The organism is Thermostichus vulcanus str. 'Rupite' (assembly GCF_022848905.1).
In the GTDB taxonomy this organism is placed as follows: Bacteria; Cyanobacteriota; Cyanobacteriia; order Thermostichales; family Thermostichaceae; genus Thermostichus; species Thermostichus vulcanus_A.
On the sequence record NZ_JAFIRA010000026.1, the window covers coordinates 26,050 to 48,882 of the forward strand.

General features: G+C 55.5%; 27 protein-coding genes. 15 read left to right on the plus strand and 12 right to left on the minus strand.

The features are described from left to right. Nucleotides 1-64: 64 nt before the first annotated feature. Nucleotides 65-643, minus strand: a complete 579-nt coding sequence (locus JX360_RS10570; RefSeq protein ID WP_244350628.1) for a J domain-containing protein — start codon at nt 641-643, stop codon at nt 65-67. A 310-nt stretch (nt 644-953) separates the two neighbouring features. Here JX360_RS10570 and JX360_RS10575 point away from each other — a divergent pair, with 310 nt between their 5' ends. From JX360_RS10575 to JX360_RS10595, 5 genes are all read left to right on the plus strand, one after another. Further along, entirely contained in the window at nt 954-1,709 is a 756-nt protein-coding gene (locus JX360_RS10575; protein ID WP_244350629.1) for an ankyrin repeat domain-containing protein, read from the plus strand. A 724-nt stretch (nt 1,710-2,433) separates the two neighbouring features. Continuing rightward, nucleotides 2,434-2,781, plus strand: a complete 348-nt coding sequence (locus JX360_RS10580; RefSeq protein ID WP_244350630.1) for a hypothetical protein — start codon at nt 2,434-2,436, stop codon at nt 2,779-2,781. A gap of 93 nt (nt 2,782-2,874) precedes the next feature. Continuing rightward, entirely contained in the window at nt 2,875-3,855 is a 981-nt protein-coding gene (locus tag JX360_RS10585; protein ID WP_244350631.1) for an L-lactate dehydrogenase, read from the plus strand. A 57-nt stretch (nt 3,856-3,912) separates the two neighbouring features. Beyond that, the gene (gene trmB / locus JX360_RS10590; RefSeq protein ID WP_244350632.1) at nt 3,913-4,638 is read left to right on the plus strand and encodes a tRNA (guanosine(46)-N7)-methyltransferase TrmB; all 726 of its coding nucleotides are present in this window, start codon (nt 3,913-3,915) and stop codon (nt 4,636-4,638) included. A gap of 45 nt (nt 4,639-4,683) precedes the next feature. Next, nucleotides 4,684-6,309: a CPBP family intramembrane glutamic endopeptidase gene (locus JX360_RS10595; protein WP_244350633.1), complete on the plus strand. Its 1,626-nt coding sequence runs from the start codon at nt 4,684-4,686 to the stop codon at nt 6,307-6,309. 3 nt (nt 6,310-6,312) lie between these two features. Here the strand turns inward: JX360_RS10595 and JX360_RS10600 are convergent, their stop codons facing one another. From JX360_RS10600 to JX360_RS10615, 5 genes are all read right to left on the minus strand, one after another. Continuing rightward, nucleotides 6,313-7,365: a J domain-containing protein gene (locus tag JX360_RS10600; RefSeq protein ID WP_244350634.1), complete on the minus strand. Its 1,053-nt coding sequence runs from the start codon at nt 7,363-7,365 to the stop codon at nt 6,313-6,315. Then, nucleotides 7,323-8,276, minus strand: a complete 954-nt coding sequence (locus JX360_RS10605) for an ABC transporter substrate-binding protein (protein ID WP_244350635.1) — start codon at nt 8,274-8,276, stop codon at nt 7,323-7,325. The genes JX360_RS10600 and JX360_RS10605 overlap by 43 nt, the downstream gene beginning before the upstream one ends. A gap of 54 nt (nt 8,277-8,330) precedes the next feature. Beyond that, nucleotides 8,331-9,176, minus strand: coding sequence for an inositol monophosphatase family protein (locus tag JX360_RS10610; RefSeq protein WP_244350636.1), 846 nt, complete (start codon nt 9,174-9,176; stop codon nt 8,331-8,333). Between the two features lie 137 nt (nt 9,177-9,313). Then, nucleotides 9,314-9,439: a hypothetical protein gene (locus tag JX360_RS17600; protein WP_279611422.1), complete on the minus strand. Its 126-nt coding sequence runs from the start codon at nt 9,437-9,439 to the stop codon at nt 9,314-9,316. 73 nt (nt 9,440-9,512) lie between these two features. Continuing rightward, nucleotides 9,513-10,409, minus strand: coding sequence for a nuclear transport factor 2 family protein (locus JX360_RS10615; RefSeq protein ID WP_244350637.1), 897 nt, complete (start codon nt 10,407-10,409; stop codon nt 9,513-9,515). A 106-nt stretch (nt 10,410-10,515) separates the two neighbouring features. Between JX360_RS10615 and JX360_RS10620 the strand changes: the two genes are divergently transcribed. From JX360_RS10620 to JX360_RS10645, 6 genes are all read left to right on the plus strand, one after another. After that, the gene (locus tag JX360_RS10620; RefSeq protein ID WP_244350638.1) at nt 10,516-10,890 is read left to right on the plus strand and encodes a rhodanese-like domain-containing protein; all 375 of its coding nucleotides are present in this window, start codon (nt 10,516-10,518) and stop codon (nt 10,888-10,890) included. 215 nt (nt 10,891-11,105) lie between these two features. Continuing rightward, nucleotides 11,106-12,938 carry an aminopeptidase P family protein gene (locus tag JX360_RS10625; protein WP_244350639.1) on the plus strand — a complete coding sequence of 611 codons (1,833 nt, stop codon included), beginning with the start codon at nt 11,106-11,108 and terminating at the stop codon, nt 12,936-12,938. 83 nt (nt 12,939-13,021) lie between these two features. Then, nucleotides 13,022-13,435, plus strand: a complete 414-nt coding sequence (locus tag JX360_RS10630; protein WP_244350640.1) for a DUF1499 domain-containing protein — start codon at nt 13,022-13,024, stop codon at nt 13,433-13,435. Between the two features lie 131 nt (nt 13,436-13,566). Continuing rightward, on the plus strand, nt 13,567-14,451 hold the full coding sequence (locus tag JX360_RS10635) for a carbohydrate ABC transporter permease (protein ID WP_244350641.1): 885 nt from the start codon (nt 13,567-13,569) through the stop codon (nt 14,449-14,451). After that, nucleotides 14,448-15,362, plus strand: coding sequence for a carbohydrate ABC transporter permease (locus tag JX360_RS10640; protein WP_244350642.1), 915 nt, complete (start codon nt 14,448-14,450; stop codon nt 15,360-15,362). The genes JX360_RS10635 and JX360_RS10640 overlap by 4 nt, the downstream gene beginning before the upstream one ends. A 113-nt stretch (nt 15,363-15,475) precedes the next feature. Further along, nucleotides 15,476-16,225 (plus strand): phycocyanobilin:ferredoxin oxidoreductase, encoded by a 750-nt coding sequence (locus JX360_RS10645; protein WP_244350643.1) that lies wholly within the window; start codon nt 15,476-15,478, stop codon nt 16,223-16,225. A 37-nt stretch (nt 16,226-16,262) separates the two neighbouring features. Here the strand turns inward: JX360_RS10645 and JX360_RS10650 are convergent, their stop codons facing one another. The 3 genes from JX360_RS10650 to JX360_RS10660 all read right to left on the minus strand — a co-directional run bounded on the left by JX360_RS10650 (nt 16,263) and on the right by JX360_RS10660 (nt 18,247). Beyond that, the gene (locus JX360_RS10650) at nt 16,263-16,619 is read right to left on the minus strand and encodes a hypothetical protein (RefSeq protein ID WP_244350644.1); all 357 of its coding nucleotides are present in this window, start codon (nt 16,617-16,619) and stop codon (nt 16,263-16,265) included. A 62-nt stretch (nt 16,620-16,681) separates the two neighbouring features. Further along, on the minus strand, nt 16,682-17,416 hold the full coding sequence (locus JX360_RS10655) for a 2-phosphosulfolactate phosphatase family protein (RefSeq protein ID WP_244350645.1): 735 nt from the start codon (nt 17,414-17,416) through the stop codon (nt 16,682-16,684). Between the two features lie 57 nt (nt 17,417-17,473). Further along, nucleotides 17,474-18,247, minus strand: coding sequence for an ABC transporter permease (locus tag JX360_RS10660; RefSeq protein ID WP_244350646.1), 774 nt, complete (start codon nt 18,245-18,247; stop codon nt 17,474-17,476). A gap of 62 nt (nt 18,248-18,309) precedes the next feature. Here JX360_RS10660 and purS point away from each other — a divergent pair, with 62 nt between their 5' ends. Together purS and purQ are read left to right on the plus strand one after the other, a co-directional pair. After that, nucleotides 18,310-18,567 carry a phosphoribosylformylglycinamidine synthase subunit PurS gene (purS, locus tag JX360_RS10665; RefSeq protein WP_244350647.1) on the plus strand — a complete coding sequence of 86 codons (258 nt, stop codon included), beginning with the start codon at nt 18,310-18,312 and terminating at the stop codon, nt 18,565-18,567. 42 nt (nt 18,568-18,609) lie between these two features. Next, nucleotides 18,610-19,287: a phosphoribosylformylglycinamidine synthase subunit PurQ gene (gene purQ, locus JX360_RS10670; protein ID WP_244350648.1), complete on the plus strand. Its 678-nt coding sequence runs from the start codon at nt 18,610-18,612 to the stop codon at nt 19,285-19,287. A 29-nt stretch (nt 19,288-19,316) separates the two neighbouring features. On the opposite strand, the gene JX360_RS10675 is transcribed toward purQ, so the two are convergent. The 3 genes from JX360_RS10675 to psbB form a co-directional block, all read right to left on the minus strand. Continuing rightward, nucleotides 19,317-19,730: a response regulator gene (locus JX360_RS10675; RefSeq protein WP_244350649.1), complete on the minus strand. Its 414-nt coding sequence runs from the start codon at nt 19,728-19,730 to the stop codon at nt 19,317-19,319. A gap of 219 nt (nt 19,731-19,949) precedes the next feature. Beyond that, a complete protein-coding gene (locus JX360_RS10680; protein ID WP_244350650.1) occupies nt 19,950-20,048 on the minus strand; it encodes a photosystem II reaction center protein T in 99 nt (32 codons plus the stop codon). 122 nt (nt 20,049-20,170) lie between these two features. Then, nucleotides 20,171-21,703, minus strand: coding sequence for a photosystem II chlorophyll-binding protein CP47 (psbB, locus tag JX360_RS10685; RefSeq protein WP_244350651.1), 1,533 nt, complete (start codon nt 21,701-21,703; stop codon nt 20,171-20,173). Between the two features lie 373 nt (nt 21,704-22,076). On the opposite strand from psbB, the gene JX360_RS10690 reads away from it, so the two are divergent. After that, nucleotides 22,077-22,373: a 2Fe-2S iron-sulfur cluster-binding protein gene (locus JX360_RS10690; protein WP_244350652.1), complete on the plus strand. Its 297-nt coding sequence runs from the start codon at nt 22,077-22,079 to the stop codon at nt 22,371-22,373. A gap of 85 nt (nt 22,374-22,458) precedes the next feature. Next, entirely contained in the window at nt 22,459-22,566 is a 108-nt protein-coding gene (gene psbM, locus JX360_RS10695) for a photosystem II reaction center protein PsbM (protein ID WP_244350653.1), read from the plus strand. The last annotated feature ends 267 nt before the right edge of the window (nt 22,567-22,833 follow it).

The following is a 22,833-nucleotide window of genomic DNA, read 5'->3' on the forward strand; positions in this document are numbered from 1 at the left end:
TTTTATTTTTTTATTATTTATTGGTTTTGCTGGAGCACTACGAAGAGACTGATTTTCCAATTCGTCAGGCTTGAATGCCCAAACGAGCCAGATCTCGCTTCACTTCAAAGGCCAATTCTCGATTGCGCGGTTCGGTGGCCAGGGCTTTTCTTAGGTAGGCTTCCGCCTGTTGATTTCGCCCTTCGTAGATCAAGTAATTGCCAAAGCGTTGATAGGCTAAGGCAAGAATATGCACGGCCTCACTGGAGTTGGGAAATCGCTTCAGCAGCGCCTCGGCTTGAGCCACCGCTGTGGGCAGTTGTCGATTGCGCCAAGCGGCTCTCACTCGGGCAATCCCCTCTTTCAGCAATTCCGAGTCAAGGGGAGCTTGTGAAGGGGATCCCGTGCGAATCACAACCTGTCCCTCTCGGCTAGAACCTGAGGAGGTATTCGAGGGCGGAGAAGATTGCCGTTGTGCGTCGTATCGCCGCCGTTGCTCTGGGTCGCTCAGTACCTGGTAGGCTTGGCGGATTTGCTGAAACCGTTCCCGGGATCCCTCCCCGGCCACATCGGGATGAAACTGCCGCGCCAACTGACGAAACGCCTGTTTAACTTCTTCCGTATCTGCTTCAGGAGACACGTTCAGGATCGCGTAGTAATCCATAAACGGCAGCGAGTGTAAGTGAGAGAAAAAGGGGCTTGGGCCATGGGTTCTGGCAAACAATCTCCAGCCATGGCCCATCTGTACGCCAATCATGCCATGGCAACCGAGGCTTGACCAGTCATAGACCCGCCCTTTTGGATACGGCTTTATACCGTCACGAGTGTCTCCGCTTCTGCTGCTGCCGCCACCATCCACTCCCTAGCAGCTGTTGCTTCCCCAGTAGGACGGCAGACCGGGATCCGGTGTTAGACTTTGCCCAAGCCTTCTCCTCAGGTGAGGATCCCCCCTTTTTTTGCCAAACTCTTGCTGTATGAGTGAAGCCCTTCACCAAGCCCTTGAAGATCAAGATCCACAACAGTTGTTGGCCCATTTACAGCAGGGGGAGAATATCAATGCTGCCGATGCCCAAGGATTTACGCTACTCCACAAAGCTGCTGTCCTTGGCAACTTGGAGTTATTGGATTTGCTCTTAGCTCATGGGGCTTCACCCCATGCTTTGGATTCAACTGGGGCAACTCCTTTGCATCTGGCTGCGGCTGGAGGTCACGTTAATCTTGTAAGTCGTCTTTTGCGGGCCGGTAGTGACATCAACCTTCAGGATCGGTATGGATATACCCCTTTACATCGGGCTGCCCTTACCGATCAAGCCGAAGTGATGAGTCTGTTCATTAAACAAGGTGCTAACAGCACAGCTCTCTTACACTGGTCTGCGGCAACCGGTCGCAAAAGCATTTTGGCTCGACTACTGGCGAAGGGATCCCCGGTGGATGCTGTGGATGAAATGGGTCGCACCCCTTTGCACGAAGCCTCTGCTCAAGGAAATTTGGGCATTGCTCGTTTTTTGTTGCTGTATGGAGCGAATGTAAATGCTCGCAATCGATATGGGGCAACACCCATGCACTGGGCTGCCTGGGAAGGGCATGTGCAAATGATGGAACTATTATTTGATAATGGAGCTGATCTAAACCCTCGTAATGAAGATGGACATACTCCTTTAGCCTATGCCCAAAAACGCCAGCATGAAATGGCGACTCAGTGGTTGCAAAGTAAAGGCGCAACTCTTTAGGTGCAACTTTTTGCAGTTTTTAAGAGTACTAGGGCATCTGCAAATGAAATAAAAAAAGGAGAGAGGATGTTAGGGTTTCCTCCCTCCGAACTCTTCGTCGCGGTTAGCGTCAACGCTGTTTTGATTCTATCTGAAAATCACATTCTTAGGATTACATTTTTTACTCCTTTCTTTCTTTGTTATAAGCTTTTATTATAAGAAGAATCAAGCTGAAATTAGGAATTAGGTAAAAGAATCACCCTTCTAAAAAATAGTCTGTATAGCGTCCATAGGGTCTACGTAGTCTATTTCCCTATTCCAGCATTCTCAGCCCAGAGATCCACAACAAAGACCTTCCGGCCAGCGAGCCGACCATCCGGGCTGCCCTCTACAACTTAGAAAGCTTAGAAAGAACTTATCTAAACTGACTCTCAATAAGGAAGCTCCTGTCCCTGGAGAAAGAGGGATCCCCGCCAAACGCAGGATGGCTAGTTCCGCTAGCGCAGGATCCCTGTCGCATCCAAGACAAGAGAGGAAGACTGATGGATATAACTCCACCACTCAACTTAAAGACAGCATATCCTTATTGAGACTAAATTGCAATACTATCCCCACTTATTTCGGGATCTCTTTGATAAAGACTTGCATTAAGTTGGGGGGTCTGGTAAAGTGCTTCCCTAAAAGGTAGTTGGCAATTATTTTCAGTTAGGGATCCCGGTAGCAGCGGGGCTGTGGAGTCGCAGGCATGGCATGGCAACAGGTTCAGTCAGGCGTTTGGCATACCCATTTGGGCCAGTTGGCACCTCAGTGGTGGTTGGGTTGGAGTTCTGAGCGAGGCTTTCAGCTCTATCGCAAGGAGGATCAGGCCTCACCTGCTTTGAGGATTCGCTGCCAAGAGCAGGATCAATGGCTGGATGTGTTTCTCGGAACATCAGAACAGCATCCCCAACAGCGACGCAGTCTGATAGATCCCACTGCCCGGGTTGCTTTGCACTATCTGGAAGAGGAGCTGGCCCAGATTCAAATGCTGCAGCGTCCTCATGAACGGATCCCTGTGGATCTCTGGCAACGGCTGACCGCTCACAAAGGCTGAGGAGTTTCCTCCCCCAAGTCTCCTATGCCAGTCGGATTAGAAAGGCCCTCGACGTAAGCTGGAGGAGAACTACCGTCGAGAGGGTCATCGCTTATGCCCGTTTCTGAAACTGGAACCCAGACGCTAGCGCATCCGCAAAGTTCTCGCCGCCTCCTCAAGGGATCCATCATTGGGGCTGGACAGGTGGGCATGGCCTGTGCCTATTCGATGTTGATTCAAAACACCTTGGACGAGCTGGTGATCAGCGATATTGCCCGCGACAAGGTGGAAGGGGAAGTGATGGATCTGGTGCACGGGATCCCTTTTGTAGAACCAACACGGGTTCGTGCAGGTGAACTGGCGGATTGTGCCGGGTCGGATGTAGTGATTTTAACGGCAGGGGCTAAGCAGCGGCCTGGGGAAACCCGTTTGGATTTGGTGCAGCGCAACGTCGAGATCTTCAAGAGTTTGATCCCGGCTTTGATGGAGCATTGCCCCGATGCCATCCTGCTGGTGGTGAGCAACCCCGTCGATATCATGACCTACGTCTCTCTGAAGCTGTCCGGTTTGCCCGCAAAGCAGGTGATTGGGTCAGGCACCGTTTTGGATACGGCCCGTTTTCGCTACCTGCTAGCGGAGCGCTTGGGGGTGGATCCGCGCAGCCTCCATGCCTACATCATTGGCGAGCATGGGGATAGTGAAGTGGCGGTCTGGAGCAAGGTCAATATGGCTGGCACCCCGATCGGAGAACTCTCGCCAGAATGGGATCCCGTCCATTTGGGGGATATCTTCGAGCAGGTGCGCAATGCTGCCTACGAAATCATCCGTCGTAAAGGGGCCACTAGCTATGCCATTGGTTTGGGGGTCACTCAGATTGTGCAAGCTCTACTGCGGGATCAGCACCGTGTTTTGACCGTCAGCAGCCTCACCCAAGGGGAATACGGCCTACCGGAGGTCTGTTTGAGTTTGCCTAGGATCATCGGGCGGCAAGGGGTAGAACGTACTCTCGGGATGTCCCTCACGGAGGTTGAGCAGAAACAACTGCACCACTCCGCGCATCTCTTGCGGCAAATTATCGACGATATTCAGTGGTAGTCTGGGTGTTCCCAGCTTTTTTTGCCTGTTGCTGAACCTTGCGGCAGGAGGTGTTTGATGGAACCGGATGTGCAACGGATAGGGCACTCCTCTGTGGCCCAACCCGCAGATTGCTCTTCTCGATCGGCTCCTCAACCCTGGGGGATTCGGTTGCAACAGGGTCTCAGCCACCGGGTACGACAACACGTCAACCCGTTGCAGGTGCAATACCAGCAACCTGCTTCGCCACCTCACTGGGAACGGGTGTACCGACGCTTGGCGCAGCCCTTTCACCTGGACATCGGTACGGGTAGTGGGCGGTTTTTGTTGCGCATTGCTCAAGAGCAGCCAGAGTGGAACTTTCTGGGGGTAGAAATTCGACAGCCCCTGGTGGAACGAGCCAATCGCTGGCGGGATGAGCTGGGCCTTGACAATGTCCATTTTCTTTTTGGCAACATCAATGTGTCTCTGCGGCATCTGTTTGCTCCAGGGGACCTCAGCCGTGTCACCCTTCAATTTCCGGATCCCTGGTTCAAAAAACGCCATCACAAACGGCGCGTGGTGCAGCCGCAACTGGTGGCAGACTTGGCCTTACTGCTGCGGCCGGGTAGCCCTGTATTTCTGCAATCAGATGTTAAAGAGGTAGCCGAGGAGATGGTGGGGCGCTTCCTGGAGCACCCCCAGTTTTGGGATCCCTACGCGGGTCCCCTGGATCACAACCCCCTTGGCATTCCAACCCAACGAGAGTGGCATTGCCAACAATTGGGCTTGCCCATCTATCGCTATTGGCTGGAGCGACGATAATCAGGGGATAAGATATAACCCGCTTGAGTTGGATCCTGTGCAGCGATGTCTCACCCTGAAGCCGGAGCCTCTACTGACCCATCCTCTGCCCAGACCCAGGGCTGGCTGGCTGCTGGGTTTTCTCTTCGCCGTGGGATCCTCAATCTGTTTAGCCTTTTGGCCTTTTTGATTGTCGGGCTTTCTCTATCCAGCAGTTGGTTCCAACCGCCTCCCCAAACGCAACTGGATTTGTTTCAAACCCATCTGGCCCTACAAGCTTCCCGAACCCTGGACGATCCCCGTTATCAAGATTTGGCACGGGCTCTCCTGGGTCAGGATATCTTTCAGCTCGCCCTCAATCGCTACCAGCAAACCGCCGAGAATTATGCGGAACGTCTGAAACGCCTAAAACGCCTGGCTCAGCCGGTTCCTACTGCTGTGACTGAAGCTTTAACGGGAACAGATACAGCTGCTCCTGAGCCAACGGAACCGTCACCCGTGGATCCTGTCCTGCTGGCCTCGATGCAGGATCTCCAGACAGAATTGGATGCCCTTTGGCTGCGCAGTGGGCTCCTTCATGCCTATCAAGAAAACTTGGAAGAGGCAGAACGGCAGTGGCAACAGCTGCTCGATCCAGAACGGCCTGTGGAGTTGGAATCCAGCCAGAAGGCGGTGGCACGGGTTTTGCAGGGGCTGTGGGGGACACCCCGGCGGATTTTGCCGGATGCCGAAGTGCAAATTCGCAATCATCTGGATGGCTGGTTTGAGGCTGTAGCCCTGCAACGGCTGTACCGTCTTCAACAGCGCAGCGATAGCCTGAATGCTCTCAATCAACAGCAAGAGAAGCTAGCTTTGTCGGCTCTATTCCGACTAGCGGTGGTGGCTGGGATTCCAACGCTGGGGGCGTTGCTGGGCCTGCTGTTGCTGGTGGGCTGGGTAAGCTGGAGTCTCTGGCACAAACAACCGCTTTTGGGCCCTGCCTGGGATCCCCCTTGGCCGGGAATAGGGGTTCAGGCGGTGTTGACGGGTTGGTTTTTAGGATTCATTCTCCTCAATAGTGTGGTGCCCCAGCTCTATGGGATCATCCTTGGCTTACAGTCGCGACAGCTCAGTCCTTGGCACCAGGCGGTGGCTTTGTTTTTGACCTACAATTCCGGTGCCCTGTTGGGGGCAGGGTTGCTGTATCGCCTCTTGCATCGCTATCCTGCCTCCCCAAGGGTGCTGCAGGTGCGGCTGTTCGGCAGTTGGCTGTTGTGGGGGGTGTGTGGTTACTTGGTGGCCTTACCCTTGGTGGTGCTGGCAGCGGCTCTCTCGCAACTGCTATTGCCGCAAGCGGGGGGAGGGAACCCGATTTTGCCCCTGCTGCTGGATAGTCAGGGGTGGGGAGCACGGCTGGTGTTTTTTGCGGTGGTGTCTTTGTGTGCCCCAATTTTTGAGGAGGTGCTGTTTCGCGGTTTTTGGCTGGCGGCCTTGAGCCGTTATTTGCCCATGTGGGGGGCGGTGTTGGTGAGTGCCTTGACCTTTGCTCTCGCCCACCTCAACCTCTCGGATCTACTGCCCCTGACCATGCTGGGGATCGTACTAGGGGTGATCTACAGCCACAGCCGCAACCTGCTGGCCCCGATGCTGCTGCACAGCCTCTGGAATACCGGATCCCTGGTTACCTTACTGGTGCTGGGAGGGGCGCGTTAACACCTACTTTTTCTTGCCGAAAAGACGACCCAAAAATCCCCCGGAGTTGTCGTCTTTCTTGGGAGGGGGAGACACCACCTTCTGAGCTTGGCCCGTTTGACGAGTGGCGGCAGTTCCCGGAACCGGTTGTTGGGGGCCAGTTTGTTGCATCCAACGGCGTACCTCCAGCATCAACTCAGGATTGGTGGGTTCTAGACGGGTGACCTGCAAAAAGTCCGCTTTGGCCATGCCGGTATTCCCCTGCTTCAGGTGAGCAATGCCACGGTGTAGGTAGTAGCGGGCCACATTCGGCTCAGCACTGATGGCGAAGTTCAGGTATTGCACCGCATCCCGGTATTGCTTGCGCTCGATCATATCCAGGGCTTGAAGGAAGCGGGTTTCACTGGGGCTGAGCTTGGGGGCAGGGGGTTCGGTAGGAACCGTCGGAACAGATGGTGCAGAGGATGTAGCGGGAGTGGCCGTGACTCGCGGCGAGATCGGGGGAGTGCTGGCAGCGGCTCGGGGCGGGATCCCACCTAAGGTGCTGGAATTGCTGGTGCTACGGGAACTGGTGGGGATCCCCTTGTAGCCAGCTTTAAGCAAGAGATAGGCCAGATTCAATTCGCTCAGTTGCTCGGTTTTGCTGAGGATCTCCTCCATGGAGTTGTATTGCTCCGCGGAGAGTTGCTGTACCCGCTTGATGTACTCCTCTTGCCAATTGGCGGACTCCGCCAGCCCCCTAACGGCTTCCCCATGCGGCCAAAGATCCGGGGGCGGTGCCTCCAAAAGGCGTTTGATCCGCATTTTAATTACCGCTTCGTACTCCCCTCGTTCCCGATCTTTAGAGAGGATTTCGTTGGCGGGACTGACCATTTTGGCAAACAGGAGATTGGCCCGTTCTGCTGCATCGGAATTGCCCACAAACCGATCCGGATGCAGAGATTTGGCGGCTTGCAGATAGCCGCGTCGGATCCCTTTGGAATCGGCGGTGAGGGGAACTCCCAGAATGGCATAATAGTCGGCTTCATACTTGGCTAACCCTCGGTTGATGCGGGGGACATCACTGTTGGCTCCCATAATTGCCACTTCTCCAAGATTTGCTGCAAGGTGCCATCCTCTGACAGAGTCGAGATCGCTTGATCCAAAGCCTGCTTTAAGGAAGGATGTTGAGACGATACCACTCCCACCAGGGGAATGGGAGACAGGGGAGGCCCCGCGAGACGCAGTCGGGATCCCGATTGGCGCAGGTTCATGGCTGCAACGGGTTGATCGATGAGTACGGCATCCAACTGGCCAGCCTGTAACTGAACAAACAATCGCTCGGGGTTACTGGTGGCAAATAGACGGATGGCATTGCCTCTTCTCTCGTTGTACGCCTCCAACAAAGCTGCCCCTGTACTATTGACTACAATGCCCACTTTTCGGCCAAACAATTGCGATAGCTCCTCAATCGGTGGCTCCTCTCGCGCTAGGGGGACGGAGTCCTTTGGAGTGGGATCCCGGACGACTAAGCGTTGTGGGCTGAGATAGTAGGGCTGAGTGGCAAGAAACTGCTCGGGATCCAAACCAAGAGGTTCTCGGGCCCCTAGGATCAAATCCACTTCATCCGCTTGCAAAGCCGCCAACTGCTCGCTCCAGGCAATCACCACAGGGTTGACCTGGATCTGCAGTGTTTGGGCAATTGCCTTCAGGATATCCCACTCAAAACCTGCGTAGGTTTCCCGCTCCAAGTCAGTGTAGAGATAAGCGCTACCCAGACTGGGATCCAAACCAACACGAATCCATCCCCGTTCTTGAATTTCAGCCCAGCGGGAATCAGTGGCTTGATCTCCCTCATGGGCTGGGCTGGGCTGGGCTTGCCCCCACAGGTGTTCGGGCTGACTGTAGGCACGATGGGCGGTTGCGGCCCCGAATACCATCGCCGCCACGATCAAGGTAAAGCTGAATGTTCCCGCCCAAGGGCAGTGCCGCTGTTTTCTGTTGACCAACCTGCTACTCCTACCCGGCTCGACACCAATGAGACACTAATGATCTCAATCTTCTCAATCTTTTCCAGGTTGCTTCGGGATCCCCCCCACTGGAAACGAAACCGGCAAGGGCCGTACCTGGGCCAGTTCCTGCTGCATTGCGCTGTGCAACCAGCCATTGCTGGCCAGCAGTCTGCCACTATAAACATCCACCGGGCTGCCATCATAGGCGGTCACCTTACCCCCAGCTTCCCGAACCAAGACGATCCCTGCCGCAATATCCCAAGGGGAGAGGCCCCGTTCCCAGTAACCATCCAACTGACCCGTGGCCACATAGGCCAAATCCAGAGCCGCTGATCCACCCCGGCGTACCCCTTGGGTGAGATGGGTGAAATGGCAGAACTCAGCATAATTGTTGTCTGGGGTTTCGCGGCGGTCGTAGGCAAACCCGGTCACCAGCAGGCTATGGGATAACTCTTTAGTGGTGGAAACTTGGATGGGCTTGTGGTTGCGGGTGGCCCCCATCCCTTGGCCGGCCCGAAACAGATCCCCCCGAAACACATCGCAGATTACCCCCAAAACGGGTTCTCGGCTTTGCAACAGACCAATGGAGACGGCAGCAAAGGGATAACCGTGGGCAAAGTTGGTGGTGCCATCCAACGGATCGATCATCCAAGCGTAGAGACCCTGGGCGGATCCCTGTTGGCCGGATTCCTCCGTTAAGATGACATCTTCCGGAAAGTGCCGCCTGAGAATTTTTAAGATCAAGTCTTCAGAAGCTCGGTCCGCTGCAGTCACCAAATCCCCCGGTCGTTTTTCTTCAACGGTCAAGGAATTACCCCCATAGCTGCGCAACAGAGCCGCTGCCTCTAGGGCTGCCTCGGAGGCAACATCCAAACGGCGGAGCAAAGCATCCGTCACTGCTGTACCTCTGTTAAGAACTTGTTACTTTAGAATAGCCTTGAGGCGCAGTACAGGCGGAACACTGGGACGAATCGAATCTAGGTAGGGATCCTTAGATTAGATTTATCATTGTCATTTATTATTTGCTTGAGGGATCAGTTGCCCCTGGGGGCAGGGGTTTGCCGATCCACCACTGGAGCACCAACCGAGTTGCCACCGCTGCAACCAACCAAAAAGAGCCCCAGCACCAAAAAGCAGAGCAGGTGAGCTGAAGAACGCATGGTTTCCTGCCTTGAAGAGCACAACTGACAGCACAGATTACCCCAAAGACCATCCCTGCTTAATGAAGATTCTTTAAGGGCTGGCTGGGGCTGCCAGGGATCCCTCCAGGGCAAGGCGGTCACTGACGGTAAGGCGGCGGCTCTCTAGGGTAACGCCGGTTTGGTTTACCAACATGACGGAGATCCACTCTGCACCGGGTTCCTTTGGGGCATCCGCTTGCCGGAAAATCCCACCTGCCTGTAGGGGCTCAAGGGGGAAGGAGGTCACCGCAGGGTAGCCAGAAGGGGTGATGGGTTGTTCCGTAACCGCTCCCAAGAGCAACGAACGGGTCAGAGGTTCCGCCACAATTGCCTGCAAGGAATAGGTGGAACCTGGCTTGACCACATCCGGCAGATTTAGGGTGACGGTGGGGGGAGCCGAGCCGGAGGTGAGGGTGCTCGCTTCTCGTAAGACTTCTTGGTCGATCAACAGCAGTTGTTCAGGATTAGCCGGATCCGGGCGATAGCGATTGCGCACCAAGGTTGAGGCTTCCACCTGAAAACTACCGCGTACCGAAGCCTGGGATCCCCTCAGTTGGCTGGAGACATCGGCAATGATATCCGGGCCGACCTGCCGCCAGGACTCAATTTGTGCGGAGTAAGTGAGATCCGGGTGGTTGTCCCAAAGCGCTTGGATGGCACGTTCCACACCCTCTCGATCCAGGCCATCCCGATGCCGGAATTCAGGACTGTAGGTGGCCATGACCCCTGCTAAGTCCCGCCGATTGGCCGCTTCGATCTGCTGATTGAGCAGATCAATGAGAGCTTTGGGGGGGGGATTCAAGACTTGGCGTTGGATCCCGCCTTCCAGTTGTGTCGGGGCTGGCTGGGCTAGAACCTCTATGGGAAAGACTGCCGCGAACAGGATCCCCAGACCTAGGGCAGAGGTGAGGGTGAAAAGCTGTTGCAAACCGACAAATGGGGAGCTCAAACCGGGGCCTCCAGCAAGCAAATCTGCATTCCAGTCTAGCCTTGCAGCGCTTAAGATCCAGAAGGTAGGCTCTAGCTCACGAAGTTTATCCAAAAGCAAATTCCTCATGGCTCCCCATCACTCTCCTGCCTTTCTTGCCTTGGTTAACGATGCCAAAAGCCGCATCCAAGAGCTGACTGTTGAACAGGTGCGGCAGAAACAGCTACAAGGGGATCCCTTCTACTTTGTGGATGTGCGGGAAGAATCGGAATGGCAAGCGGGTCATGCTGCCGGGGCTATCCATTTGGGCAAGGGAATTATTGAGCGGGATATTGAAACTGCAATCCCCGATAAAGAGGCTGAGATCGTCCTTTATTGTGGGGGAGGGTTTCGCTCCGCTCTGGCAGCCGACAACCTGAAAAAGATGGGCTATCTAAACGTGATCTCCATGGACGGCGGGATCCGGAGTTGGCGGGAAGCTGGATTTCCTGAGGAAGTCTAAGGCTGGGGAGGCGGTGCAGTTTATGCGCTGGCCAGGGGTGGGGCACGACACCCGCAATGAATCTAGCCTGGTCACGTTGGGTTGGATCGAGGATCGCTTCGCCGGACGGGGCTTTGGTTCGAGTTGTTGAAGGTGGATCCCAAGCCTGCCAACAGCCAACACCCTTTTGGGGAATTCGTTTAAGATTGTGAACCTAGTGCTCACCTGGCTCGGCCATGACTCAAACCTTGCCCCGCTTAGAGATTCCCGCCCGCCTACAGCAGTTGCGGCAGCTTTTGCAAGAAAAGGGTCTGGATGGATTTTTGGTGCCCTCGGCCGATGAGCATTTGAACGAATATTTGCCGAACCATCGCAAGCGGCGGCAGTGGATCACGGGCTTTACCGGTTCGGCGGGCGATGCCCTCGTGGGTCGGGATAAAGCCTGGCTGCTGGTGGATCCCCGCTATCACGAACAAGCTGAGCAGGAAGTGGATCTGAGCCTCTTTACCCTGATCAAATCTGGCTTGCCGGATCAGCCGAGCTTGATGGAGATCATCGAAGCGCTGGGATCCGGTTTTCGCTTGGGGGTGGATCCCTTCACGGTTTCGGTGGCTACGTATCGACAACTGAAAACCCATACTCAGGCAGGAGGGGTGTTGCTGATTCCCACCTCAGAAAACCTAGTGGATAGGGTGCGGCAGGGATCCGTACCTGGATCTGAAGCCTCTGAGGAAGTATCAAAGCCTTTTACCCAACCGATTTATGCAGTGCCCATCAGCCTGAGCGGAGCCACGATTGCCGAGAAGCTGAGCCAAGTCCGACAACACATGCAGCAAAAACGAGTTGGGTTGTTGCCCCTCACCAAGTTGGATCAAGTGGCCTGGCTGTTTAACCTGCGGGGATCGGATATTCCCTACAATCCGGTGTTTCGGGCCTATGGCTTGGTCAGTGCCCAAAAGACAGCTCTTTTTACCGACGTAGAGCGGCTGACTCCAGAAGCCCAGCTGAGTTTGCAAGAGGCGGGGGTGGAAGTCTTGCCCTATGACAGCTACGCGGAACACTTGCCTCTCTGGGCCAGAAGCGATGCTCCGGTGGGGCTGGATGCCAAACACACCACCCAAGGGACCCAGGATCTATTGCAGGATGTGGCCTGTCGGGAGCTGGATCACCCGGTCGAGGCCCTGAAAGCAATCAAAAATCCGGTGGAACTGGAGCAGATGCGGCAGGCCAATCGCAAGGCCAGTCGAGCCAAAATTCGCACCTTGGCCTGGATCGACCGGCAAATCCAACAAGGGATCCCGGTTAGTGAAGCCGATGTGGCAGCCACCATGGAACGACACTACCGGGAGGAAGGCCAGTGGCGGGGCTTGAGTTTCAATACCATTGCCGGAGCTGGCCCCAATAGCTCGATTATCCACTACGGCACCCCGAATCCCGACAAACTTTTGCAGGTGGGTGAACTTTTCCTGCTGGATTCGGGATCCCAATACGAAGGGGGAACCACCGACGATACCCGTACCGTTTGGATTGGCCAAGGGACAGCGGATCCGGTGCACCAACTCCGCTACACAGAGGTGCTCAAAGCCCATATTCAATGTGCCCGCCAGATTTTCCCGCCGGATACCTACGGAGCTTCTTTGGATGGCATCACCCGTTCTAGCCTTTGGCACGCCGGATTGGACTACGGCCACGGTACCGGACATGGGGTAGGGGCCTTCTTAAATGTGCATGAGGGGCCAAACGGGATCCATCGACGGGCCAACACTGCCCTCAAGGTGGGCATGATCACCAGCATTGAACCGGGCTACTACCTGCCGGGATGGGGCGGGATCCGCGTCGAGAACCTCTACGAAGTGGTAGCCATGCCGGAGCCAGAAGGATGGATGGGCTTTCGCTCTCTCACCTGGATCCCGTTTGATTGTCGGTTGATCGACTGGGGGCGACTGGACAGGGCCCAAACAGACTGGATTCATCGCTACCACCAGCAGGTTTACGAGCTGCACCACGCCACCCTGGAGGCAGAAGAGGCTGCCTGGTTGAAACAGGCCTGTGGTTTGAACCTGTCTTGAGGGCTGTAGGCTGGAAACCCTGGGGGATAATAATAAGAGATGTAAACTCCTCCAACCTTGCACTCATGTCTTTCTGGAAACCTGTGTTGCTGTTGGCTGTGCTGCTGTTTGCCCTCATGGGATCCAACGGGATCCCGGCGGTACAAGCTGCTACTTTGGGCGGATCTCCCAACAATCGTGCGCAACAGGAGGTCGTGCTCCCCGCCAGTCCTGAGCAGGTCTTAAAAGCGGCTGAACAAGCCTTCCAGGTATGGAAACGGGGAGAGCTGGGATCCGTGGATACCCAGGCTATGGAAGTGAAAGGGATTTCCCGCACCAACTTTTTTAAGTTCGTGGATGATATCACCGTCTCGTTGTCCCCGGTGGAAGGGGATCCCGGTCAGACTCGTCTGCAGATAACTTCCGTAGGCCGGGTTGGGGAATACGATTTCGGTGGCAACCGGCGCAACATCAACGAGTATCTGGACACATTGCGATCTTTGCTGGAGCAGGGGTAGGGTTTGTTGAGCCGACAGCACCCTGACGGGATGAGCAGAATAAAGTCTGGGCAACCTACCATTTCCGGGGGCAAAGAAGGTTGAGCAAGCAGTCCCGCCTCTTGGGGGGGGAGGCACCATCGATACCTTTAGTGGGTAAGCTTTTGAAGCGCTGGGGGCTTCTGACTTGGACGTTGCCTGCCTTGGCCTTTTTGCTGGCCTTTGCCCTCTACCCGCTGGGATACGCGCTGGTCATTTCCCTGTTTCGGTATCGATTGACGGATCCCACGGGCTCTAGGGCTTTTGTGGGTCTGCAAAATTATCTCCAGGCACTGCAGGATCCTCAGGTGCTGGGATCCCTGGGGAATACGCTACTCTTTGTCGGCGTAGCTTCTGGACTGGAGTTGATCCTGGGGTTGGGGATTGCGGTGTTGTTGGATCAGCGGCTGCCCGGTATGGCTTGGGTGCGGGCTTTGTTATTAACGCCGATGGCGCTGGCCCCAGTGGTGGCGGCCTTGGTGTGGCGGGCGCTGTACAACCCGGATTTTGGCTTGGTGTCGCAACTGTTGAGGGGATTGGGGATCCCGTTGGGGCGCGGGTTAGTGGGAGAAGCCCACACCGCTCTCTGGGCTTTAATTTGGGTGGATATCTGGCAGTGGACACCTCTACTGGCGATTACCCTTTTTGCCGGTCTACAAAGCCAACCCCCGGAACTCTTGCAAGCGGCTCAACTGGATGGGGCCAATGGCTGGCAAGGATTTCGTTACATCTCTTTGCCACTGCTGAGGCCGGTATTGACGGTGGCACTGCTGCTGCGGGCGATGGAGCTGTTTAAGATCTTCGACTCGGTGTTTGTGATCACGGGCGGTGGGCCGGGGCGAGCCACCGAGGTGCTCAACTACCACATTTTCAAAGTCGGCCTGACCTTTTTTGATGTGGGCTATGGGGCAGCGCTGTCGGTACTGCTGATGGGAATTGTGTCGGTATTCTTGGCCCTTTACGGCTGGGTTGTGGGCTGGGGGGATCGCGCGCCATGAAGCTGCTGGAGAAGCCGGAACAAGTACCGACAACGGCTAGCGAGGTAGGCTCCAGGTTCGTCTGGGATCCCCGACACGCGGTCAAACGTCCCCTTCGTTGGCTGTACCCTCTGCTCCTGTATGGGCTGGTGGCGTTGGTGCTGCTGGTGTTCCTATTGCCGCTGGGGTGGATGCTGCTCATCTCCCTCAAAACCGGCCAGGGATCCCAAACCATTAACTTATTTCAATCCTTTCGGCCCAGCTGGGAAAACTACCGGGCGCTGTGGCAGGAGGTGCCGGTGGCCCGTTACTTGCTCAATACTCTCATTGTCTCGGTGGGATCCACACTGCTGGCGCTCCTGTTGGGGATCCCGGCGGGCTATGGGTTGGCCCGTCAACCGGGCAGTTGGGCAAATGGGTTGGCCCTGGCATTGTTGGGGATCCGCCTGTTCCCGCCGATTGCGTTGCTGTTGCCCTTCTATTTGATGATGCGAGATCTGCGCCTACTGGATAGCTACACTGGGCTGATTCTGTTGCAGAGTGTGTTTAAGATCACCTTCGTCGCTTGGTTCATGCGTGGCTTTTTTGTGGGCATGCCACAGGTGTTGGAGGAAGCAGCATTGGTGGATGGCTGTAGCCGCTGGGGGGCGTTTTGGCGGGTGGCGTTGCCGTTATCATTGCCGGGGGTGATCACCGTTAGCCTGTTGGGATTGATCTTTTCCTGGAACGACTTTTTTAGCCCGCTGGTGCTGTCGGGGGTGCGCACCCGCCTTTTAACCCTAGGCATCCTGGAAGCGTTTAGCACCTATGAGGTGGCCTGGGGACGGATGAGCGCTCTTGGGGTCATTGCGGTGTTGCCGGTGTTGCTCCTGGCCTTGGGTTTGCAGCGCTACTATGTGCGGGGGCTGACGGCAGGAGCGGTACGGGAATAACTAGAGTGATAACTTGCCCCCTCCGGCAAATGGATTGGGATCCCCTTGGCGAAAGGGTGGGATAGTGGAAAAGGGATCCCCTGCTGGTTTCTATTCTGGTTTCTATTTTTTTCATGCTCACCGCGCCTGCTCTACAAACTCAACTGCATCCTCTGATTCAGCGCCTGTCGGAGGCGATCCTGAACATTTGGGGATCCAATCTCACCCTCGCACCCTATGATCTGCCGCAGGATCTGGGCTATGTGGAAGGTCGCCTGGATGGAGAGAAATTGCAAATCGAAAACCGCTGCTACCAAGGGGATCCCTTTCGCAAGCTGCACCTTGAGCTGGCCCGTGCCGGACAAAACCTAGATATTCTCCATTGCGTCATGTTCCCGCAGCCGCAGTACCCGCTGCCGATGTTTGGCTGTGACATTGTGGCCGGTCGGGGGCAGGTCAGCGCCGCCATTGTCGATTTATCTCCGGTCACCCCCAGCTTGCCGGAACCTTACGTCCAGGCATTAGAAGCCCTCGGATCCCGCTTGGCCCTGTTTCAGCACCGGCGAGAGCTACCCCAGTGGGGGAGTATTTTCTCCCCCTATTGTCTGTTTATTCGCCCCAGTGATGCCGAAGAAGCGGATCAATTCCTGGCCTTAGCCAGCCGCTACCTGGCCATTCACTGTCAGCTTGCCCAAGAAATCCCCCCCCAGACGGATCCCAGCCAGATTCTGGCCAACTACCAAGGGCAACACCGCTACTGCAGCCAGCAACAGCAAAATGACCGTACCCGCCGCGTCTTGGAAAAAGCCTTTGGCCCCGAATGGGCAGAGCGCTATATGAACACAGTTCTGTTTGATTTGCCCCCTAGCCCTGGAGGGGATTGAAATCCTCAGAGCATCAGGCAGAGGACTTTAGTCAGGATTAGCCGGAGGCTTGTCCAGAAGGATCCCGCCAAATTGAGCCAGCCAGAAGCCGGTTATCCCACCGTAAGCCAGCCACCCCAACCCATCCTGTCACGATCCAGTCCATGCCCGTAATGACCAGCCAACGCCAACCCAATCGGGGATGGGATCCTACAACCTGGGGAAGTCCCACGGGAGAACGGAAACCAACCCAGCAAAGGTTCTGAGCCAAGCCAACGGTAAACCCCAAAAGCAGCAGCGTGGCCGAAAACTGCCAGCCGGATCCCTCCAGCCATCCTGCTACAGCACCCCCCAACCCACTGGCCAAGCACCAGCGCCAAGAAAAACTTGTCAGGGGCCCTGTTCGGATGGACATTGACCCTCCCTCTCAACCCACGGGGTAGTTAGGGGAATCACGGAATCGATTGGCCTATTAACCTAGCTAACGCTGGCCAAGATCCCCGGCTGCACCTGTCGGGGTACCACTGCCAAGCGATCCACATCGGCACAGTAGGCCAGATCCGTCTCATTCTCCGGCCCAATCCCCAAAAGCCGTTGCCCATGACTGGAGCACCGCAACAATTGCAGCAGATTCCCCTGCCAAGTCTGATATAGGGCCAAGGCGGCAACCGCCTCATCGTTGCCCAGTTGCTCCAGATGGTTCTGACACCCCAGGCGATGTAAAATCCCCCCGGCACAGACGGTGTCTTCCAAAGAAAAAGCCCCTTCCCAGCCGGATCCCACCAGCCACACCTCCTCAAACCCCTCTGCTTTCAGAAAAGCCTCCACAGCTCCTAGGTTCACCAGGGCTGCCGTAATCACCACCGGGATCCCTTCCACCCGTTGCAGACTGCGGGTACCGTTGGTGGTACTCATAAAAATGCGCTTGTCCCGAACCCGTTCCGGTGTGTAGTCCAGGGGAGAATTTCCCAGATCAAAACCTGCCACGGTTTTGCCTCCCCGTTCCCCCGCCAACAGCCGCTTGGGGGCCGGCCAGCTTTGGCTCACCTCCTGGAGCTGTTGCAAGTGGGCAAACACCTGTACCGCTTCTGCTCCAGCCGCCAGCGCCGTGGCAATAGTGGTGGTGGCTCGCAACACATCGATGGCCACCGCACAATCAGGGATCCCGGACAGGGGCACCTGTTCAGGGGTATGAAAATGAAAAAACCGCATGAGGGGAGGGAATAAAGGAGCAAAATTTCAAGATTTGGGCGCAAACTGGGCGCACAATCAAAATTGACGCCGTGCAAACACCAACACCGCCAGGATGAGCAGCAGGATTGTATAAACCAAGCCATAGAAGGCATCCCCTAGCAATTCTCCCGGCAGTGGAATTTGTCCGTAAACAGCGGCATCTCTCAGATTCAGGCGTTCCAGATCCGGCAAGACCAAGTAAATCACCTCGAACACCTTGCTCAATCCGCTATCCTCTACCAAATTGCTCAGTTGCAGCAGGGCACGGCTGGCGTGTCCCATGAGAAAAAGGGCAATCGTGTAGAGGGTAGCCAAAATCGAGGAGGTAAACACCCCAAACAGCAGCGCTGCCGCCACAATCAGCACCAGTTCCAGGAAGATAAACACTGCCGCCCAGAGAATGGCCAACAGGGGAATCTCCGCCTGTACCAGCCACAGGCCCAGCAGGAAAATAGCCGTCATGATTGCCAGCAGCACCGACAACAAGGCTGCTAGCCCCAGATGCTTACCAACGATAAACTCCGCTCGGCTCATCGGTTTGGCGATCAACACATAGACGGTGCGTTTTTCGATTTCCTTGTTGACCAACCCCGTGCCAACGAAGATCGCCACAATCAAGCCGAGAAAATGAATCGCCGCCAGCCCCAGATCCGCAATGATTTTGTTGTGGGCTTGGTTGGCCACCTGCGGGAGCAAAACAATGGCTCCCAGCATGACCACGGCAAAGAGCATCACCAGGTAGAGGATCCGATCCCGAATTGTTTCCCGGAAAACGTTTTGGGCAATGGCCACCACTCGCAATGCATCCATGTTTTGACCCAAAGCCGTGACAGTGTGGCTGCTACACTTGTAGCAGATCCAACATTCATTCTATGCAGTTCCAGGCTCAAATCCAGATCCACCTGCGCCCCTCTGTGCTGGATCCCGCCGGGGTAGCGGTGCAGTCCAGCTTGCATCAGTTGGGCCATACCCAAGTGCAGCAGGTGCGCATCGGCAAGCATATTCAACTGCAACTGGAAGCTCCGGATGCGGAAACGGCGCAGAAACGGGTGGGGGAATTGTGCGATCAACTGCTGGCCAATCCGGTGATCGAGACCTACGCCATTCGGGTGGAGCCTGTCGGTTCTTGATGAATCTTGCCGATGGTCTTGCGATTGTCTTTAGGGATCCCTATGTCCAGCGTTAAGTTTGGTATCGTCGTCTTTCCTGGCTCCAACTGTGACCGAGATGTAGCCTGGGTAACGCGGGGGTTACTGGGCTGTCCCACTCGCCTGATTTGGTATGCAGAGCGGGATTTGTCGGGGTTGGATGTGGTGGTGCTGCCAGGGGGCTTTAGCTACGGGGATTACCTCCGCTGCGGGGCTATCGCTCGCTTTGCCCCCGTGATGGGATCCCTGCAGGAGCATGTGGCGCGGGGGGGCTATGTGCTGGGGATTTGCAATGGCTTTCAGATCTTGACGGAGGCGGGCCTGCTGCCGGGGGCACTGGTGCGCAATGCTAACCTGCACTTTATTTGCGACCGAGTCGGCCTGCGCATCGAACGACAGGACTTGCTCTGGACGGGTGCTTATCCCGCCGGAGCCACGATTACCCTGCCGATTGCCCATGGAGAAGGCCGCTACACCTGTGATCCAGACACCCTTAAGCAGCTTCAGGATCAGGGGCAAATCGTCTTTCGCTATGACCCAGTTTCCCCGAATGGATCCCTGGATCAGATTGCTGGCCTTTGTAGCCCCTCCGGTCGCGTGCTAGGGCTAATGCCCCACCCAGAACGGGCCGCCGATCCAGATTTACCAGGACAGGATGGGATCCCCCTTTGGCAGTCGATTCTGCAGGGCTTGGCAGCTTAGACAGGTGGACATCCAAGCGGGTTTCAAGCCTACTGCGGTTCCTGTAAGGACTGGGGCAAGACCTGACGTACCTGGTTCACCATGTCTTCGTGATCCACCACCGGCTTGGCAATATAGCCATCTGCCCCGCTCTGGGCCAAAAAGGCCTCCCGATCCCCTCGCATGGCATGGGCCGTCACCAAAATGATGGGGATGGAGTTGCTCTTGGGATTTTCTTTCAACAGTTGGGCAATGCGGATCCCATCCACCGCCTCACCCCGAAAGGTGCTTTGGGACAGGGAAACATCCAGGAGGATGACATCCACCTCATGCCCCTGGGCCAACTGCAAAATTTGCTCCACATTCTGACTGTGGAAGACTTCGAAGCCACCCCGCCGCCGCAAGACCTTGTCAAAGACACGGGCATTAACGGGATCATCTTCCACCAGCAGCACTGTCGCCATGGTTTATCTAACTGTGGACTTTCACTGTGATCTTAGAAGGTCAAGGGGCAAGGGTTCTCCGCCAAAATGCTGAGAATTCCAATTGGAGCGCCAAAAGATCTACACCCCTACCGAGAACAAGAAAGCCGGAGGGATCCCCGCCGGCTTGCTAGAAAGGGAACTTGTCGGATCCCAGACCCCATTGGGCAGTGGCCTTAGCTCCCTCAAACAACTCTCAGATTACTTTTTGGTGATCCTGGGGGTTTCTCGAAAGGCAACAGCGAAGAACAGAACGCCCAGAGTCAGGAACAGGATAAAGGTGTAGGCAATGGCTTCCATACGAAACCTCCGAATCGGATTTTTTTAAGATGGGCTTGATTTCAGATTAACTCGGAAGCGTCAGCACTCCATCCCTATCTCAGAACAGAGTGCCGACGGCAGTAGGCAAGGCCAACAGAGCCTTAGGCTTCCTGGGCTTTGCGAGTGGTGGGATCCCCCACTTTTTGGAAGACACCAAATTCCACCATCTCTTCGCTCATATCTGGGTCAATACCGGCAAACACATCCCGGAACAGGGTGCGGGCGCCATGCCAAATATGACCGAAGAAGAAGAGCAACGCAAAAACCGCATGGGCAAAGGTAAACCATCCCCTTGGGCTGGTATGGAAGGTACCATCCGCTTTCGGGGTTTCGCGGTCAAACTCAAACAACTGCCCCAACTGAGCTTTGCGGGCGTATTTCTTCACGGTAGCCGGATCGGTGAAGACTTGGCCGTCCAACTTGCCGCCAAAGAACTCAACCGTCACCCCCACCTGCTCAAAGCTGTAGCGAGACTCGGCTCGCCGGAAGGGAATATCTGCCCGTACCACACCATCGGCATCCCGCAAAATGACGGGGAAGGTCTCGAAGAAGTTAGGCAAGCGCTGTACGGTCAGCTCCCGCCCCTCTTGATCGCGGAACACAGGATAACCCAGCCACTCGGTCGCAATGCCATCCCCTTTGTTCATGGGGCCAGCGCGGAACAAACCACCCTTGGCCGGGCTATTGCCCACATAGTCGTAGAACAGCAGGGATCCCGGCAGAGAATCGTAGGCCTCGCTACGGGTCATACCGGCTTCCATAGCAGCATTCACCCGGCGGTTGATTTCCTGGTTGTAGTAGCCGGAATCCCACTGGTAGCGGGTTGGGCCAAACAGCTCCACCGGGGTCGTGGCACTGCCGTACCACATGGTACCGGCCACCACAAACCCTGCGAAAAACACGGCGGCAATGGAGCTAGAGAGCACCGTCTCGATATTCCCCATCCGCAGGGCACGATACAAACGCTGAGGCGGACGAACCGTGAGGTGGAACAAGCCCGCAATGATACCGACAATCCCAGCAGCAATGTGATGGGCAACCACACCGCCCGCATTGTAGGGGTTAAACCCAGCAGGGCCCCATTCCGGTGCCACCGGCTGCACATGGCCTGTGGTGGCATAGGGATCGCTCACCCACATCCCTGGGCCAAATACCCCGGTTAGGTGGAAAGCACCAAATCCAAAACAGAGGATCCCGGCCAGCAATAGGTGAATGCCAAACATTTTCGGCAAATCCAAAGCCGGCTCACCGGTGCGGGGATCCCGGAACAGCTCCAGATCCCAGTACACCCAGTGCCAACAAGCAGCCAAAAAGAGCAGACCTGACAAGACGATGTGGGCAGTGGCTACCCCTTCAAACGTCCAGAAGCCTGCATTGGCGACGCTCTCGCCGTAAATATTCCAACCACCCCAGGAGTTTTCTACCCCAAGGCGAGCCATAAACGGCATGACAAACATGCCCTGACGCCACATTGGGTTCAGGACAGGATCCGACGGATCGTAAATTGCAGTTTCATAAAGCGCCATCGATCCCGCCCAACCTGCTACCAAAGCGGTATGCATGAGGTGCACCGAGATCAGACGACCTGGGTCATTCAGTACAACCGTATGGACCCGATACCACGGTAGTCCCATAAAGTTCGGTCCTCCACGTTCTCCAACAATTGCGCGATATCCAGTCAAAAATTAAGCCAACATCTTCACCTGGGATCCCGACTTGAGCAGTCTCTCTAGCCAGTCTCTTCAGTGTCGAGGGGTGCCGCACCCGCCTGAACCCCTAAGCGCACCCGATAAGGATATCGCTCTCAGAATCTTCATCACGGGCATCAAACAGTATAACGAAACGCAACCGACCTGAGCGGTTTCAGGCAGGATGCCGTCTTGTTTGGCATCATCCTCCCAGATCTCTCGACAAAGATTAAAATCATGACTTAAAATGTAACAATACTTAGCAAATACAAGTGCTTTTCTAGCTCAGTCTAAAAGGTGTAGTGGGCCTAACAACTCTATGGCAACGATCCACTTCGTCAACGAAAACCAAGAGATCTTCGTCGCTGATGGCGCCAACCTACGGTTGAAGGCGCTGGAAAACCAGATCGATCTCTACAAAATGATGGCCAAGCTGATGAACTGCGGCGGCAACGGCCAATGTGGCACCTGTGTGGTGGAGATCGTGGAGGGCTTGGAAAATCTCTCCCCACGCACCCCAGCGGAAGAACGCAAACTCAAGCGCAAACCCGACAATTACCGTCTCGCCTGCCAGACCAAGGTGCTGGGGGATGTTTCCGTCAAGACCAAACCCTAAACAGGCCCTCTGTTCTTCCTCTCTGCGCAAGCTGTACCTGAGAGTGATATGCTGACTGCCAGTTGGGTTCGCGGCATGTGAAGCTATGGAAACAAACTACTTGGGCCTTCTGGCCACGATCTTGGCGATTTTGGTGCCCGCTATTTTCTTGGTAATCCTGTATGTGCAAACCTCTAGCAAGTCCAGCGACTGATGCCTTTTATCTAGGTCTAGTTATCCTAGTTATCTAGGTCTAGTTACTGATGCTATGTCTGGGCTGAAGCTCAGAGAAGAAAGTTAGAAAGCAAAAGGGATCCCTTAACTCAGGATAGGGATCCCTTTTGACTGTGTGGGTTTGACACTCCCCCGGTTAGAAACCGGGGGATTCTCCCTTCTAGCCCCTTGCAACCTTAGACTGCAAGGTATTCATGGAGTTCAGGGGATTGCCAACTACCCCATCCCCTGAGCCGACCCTACCTAT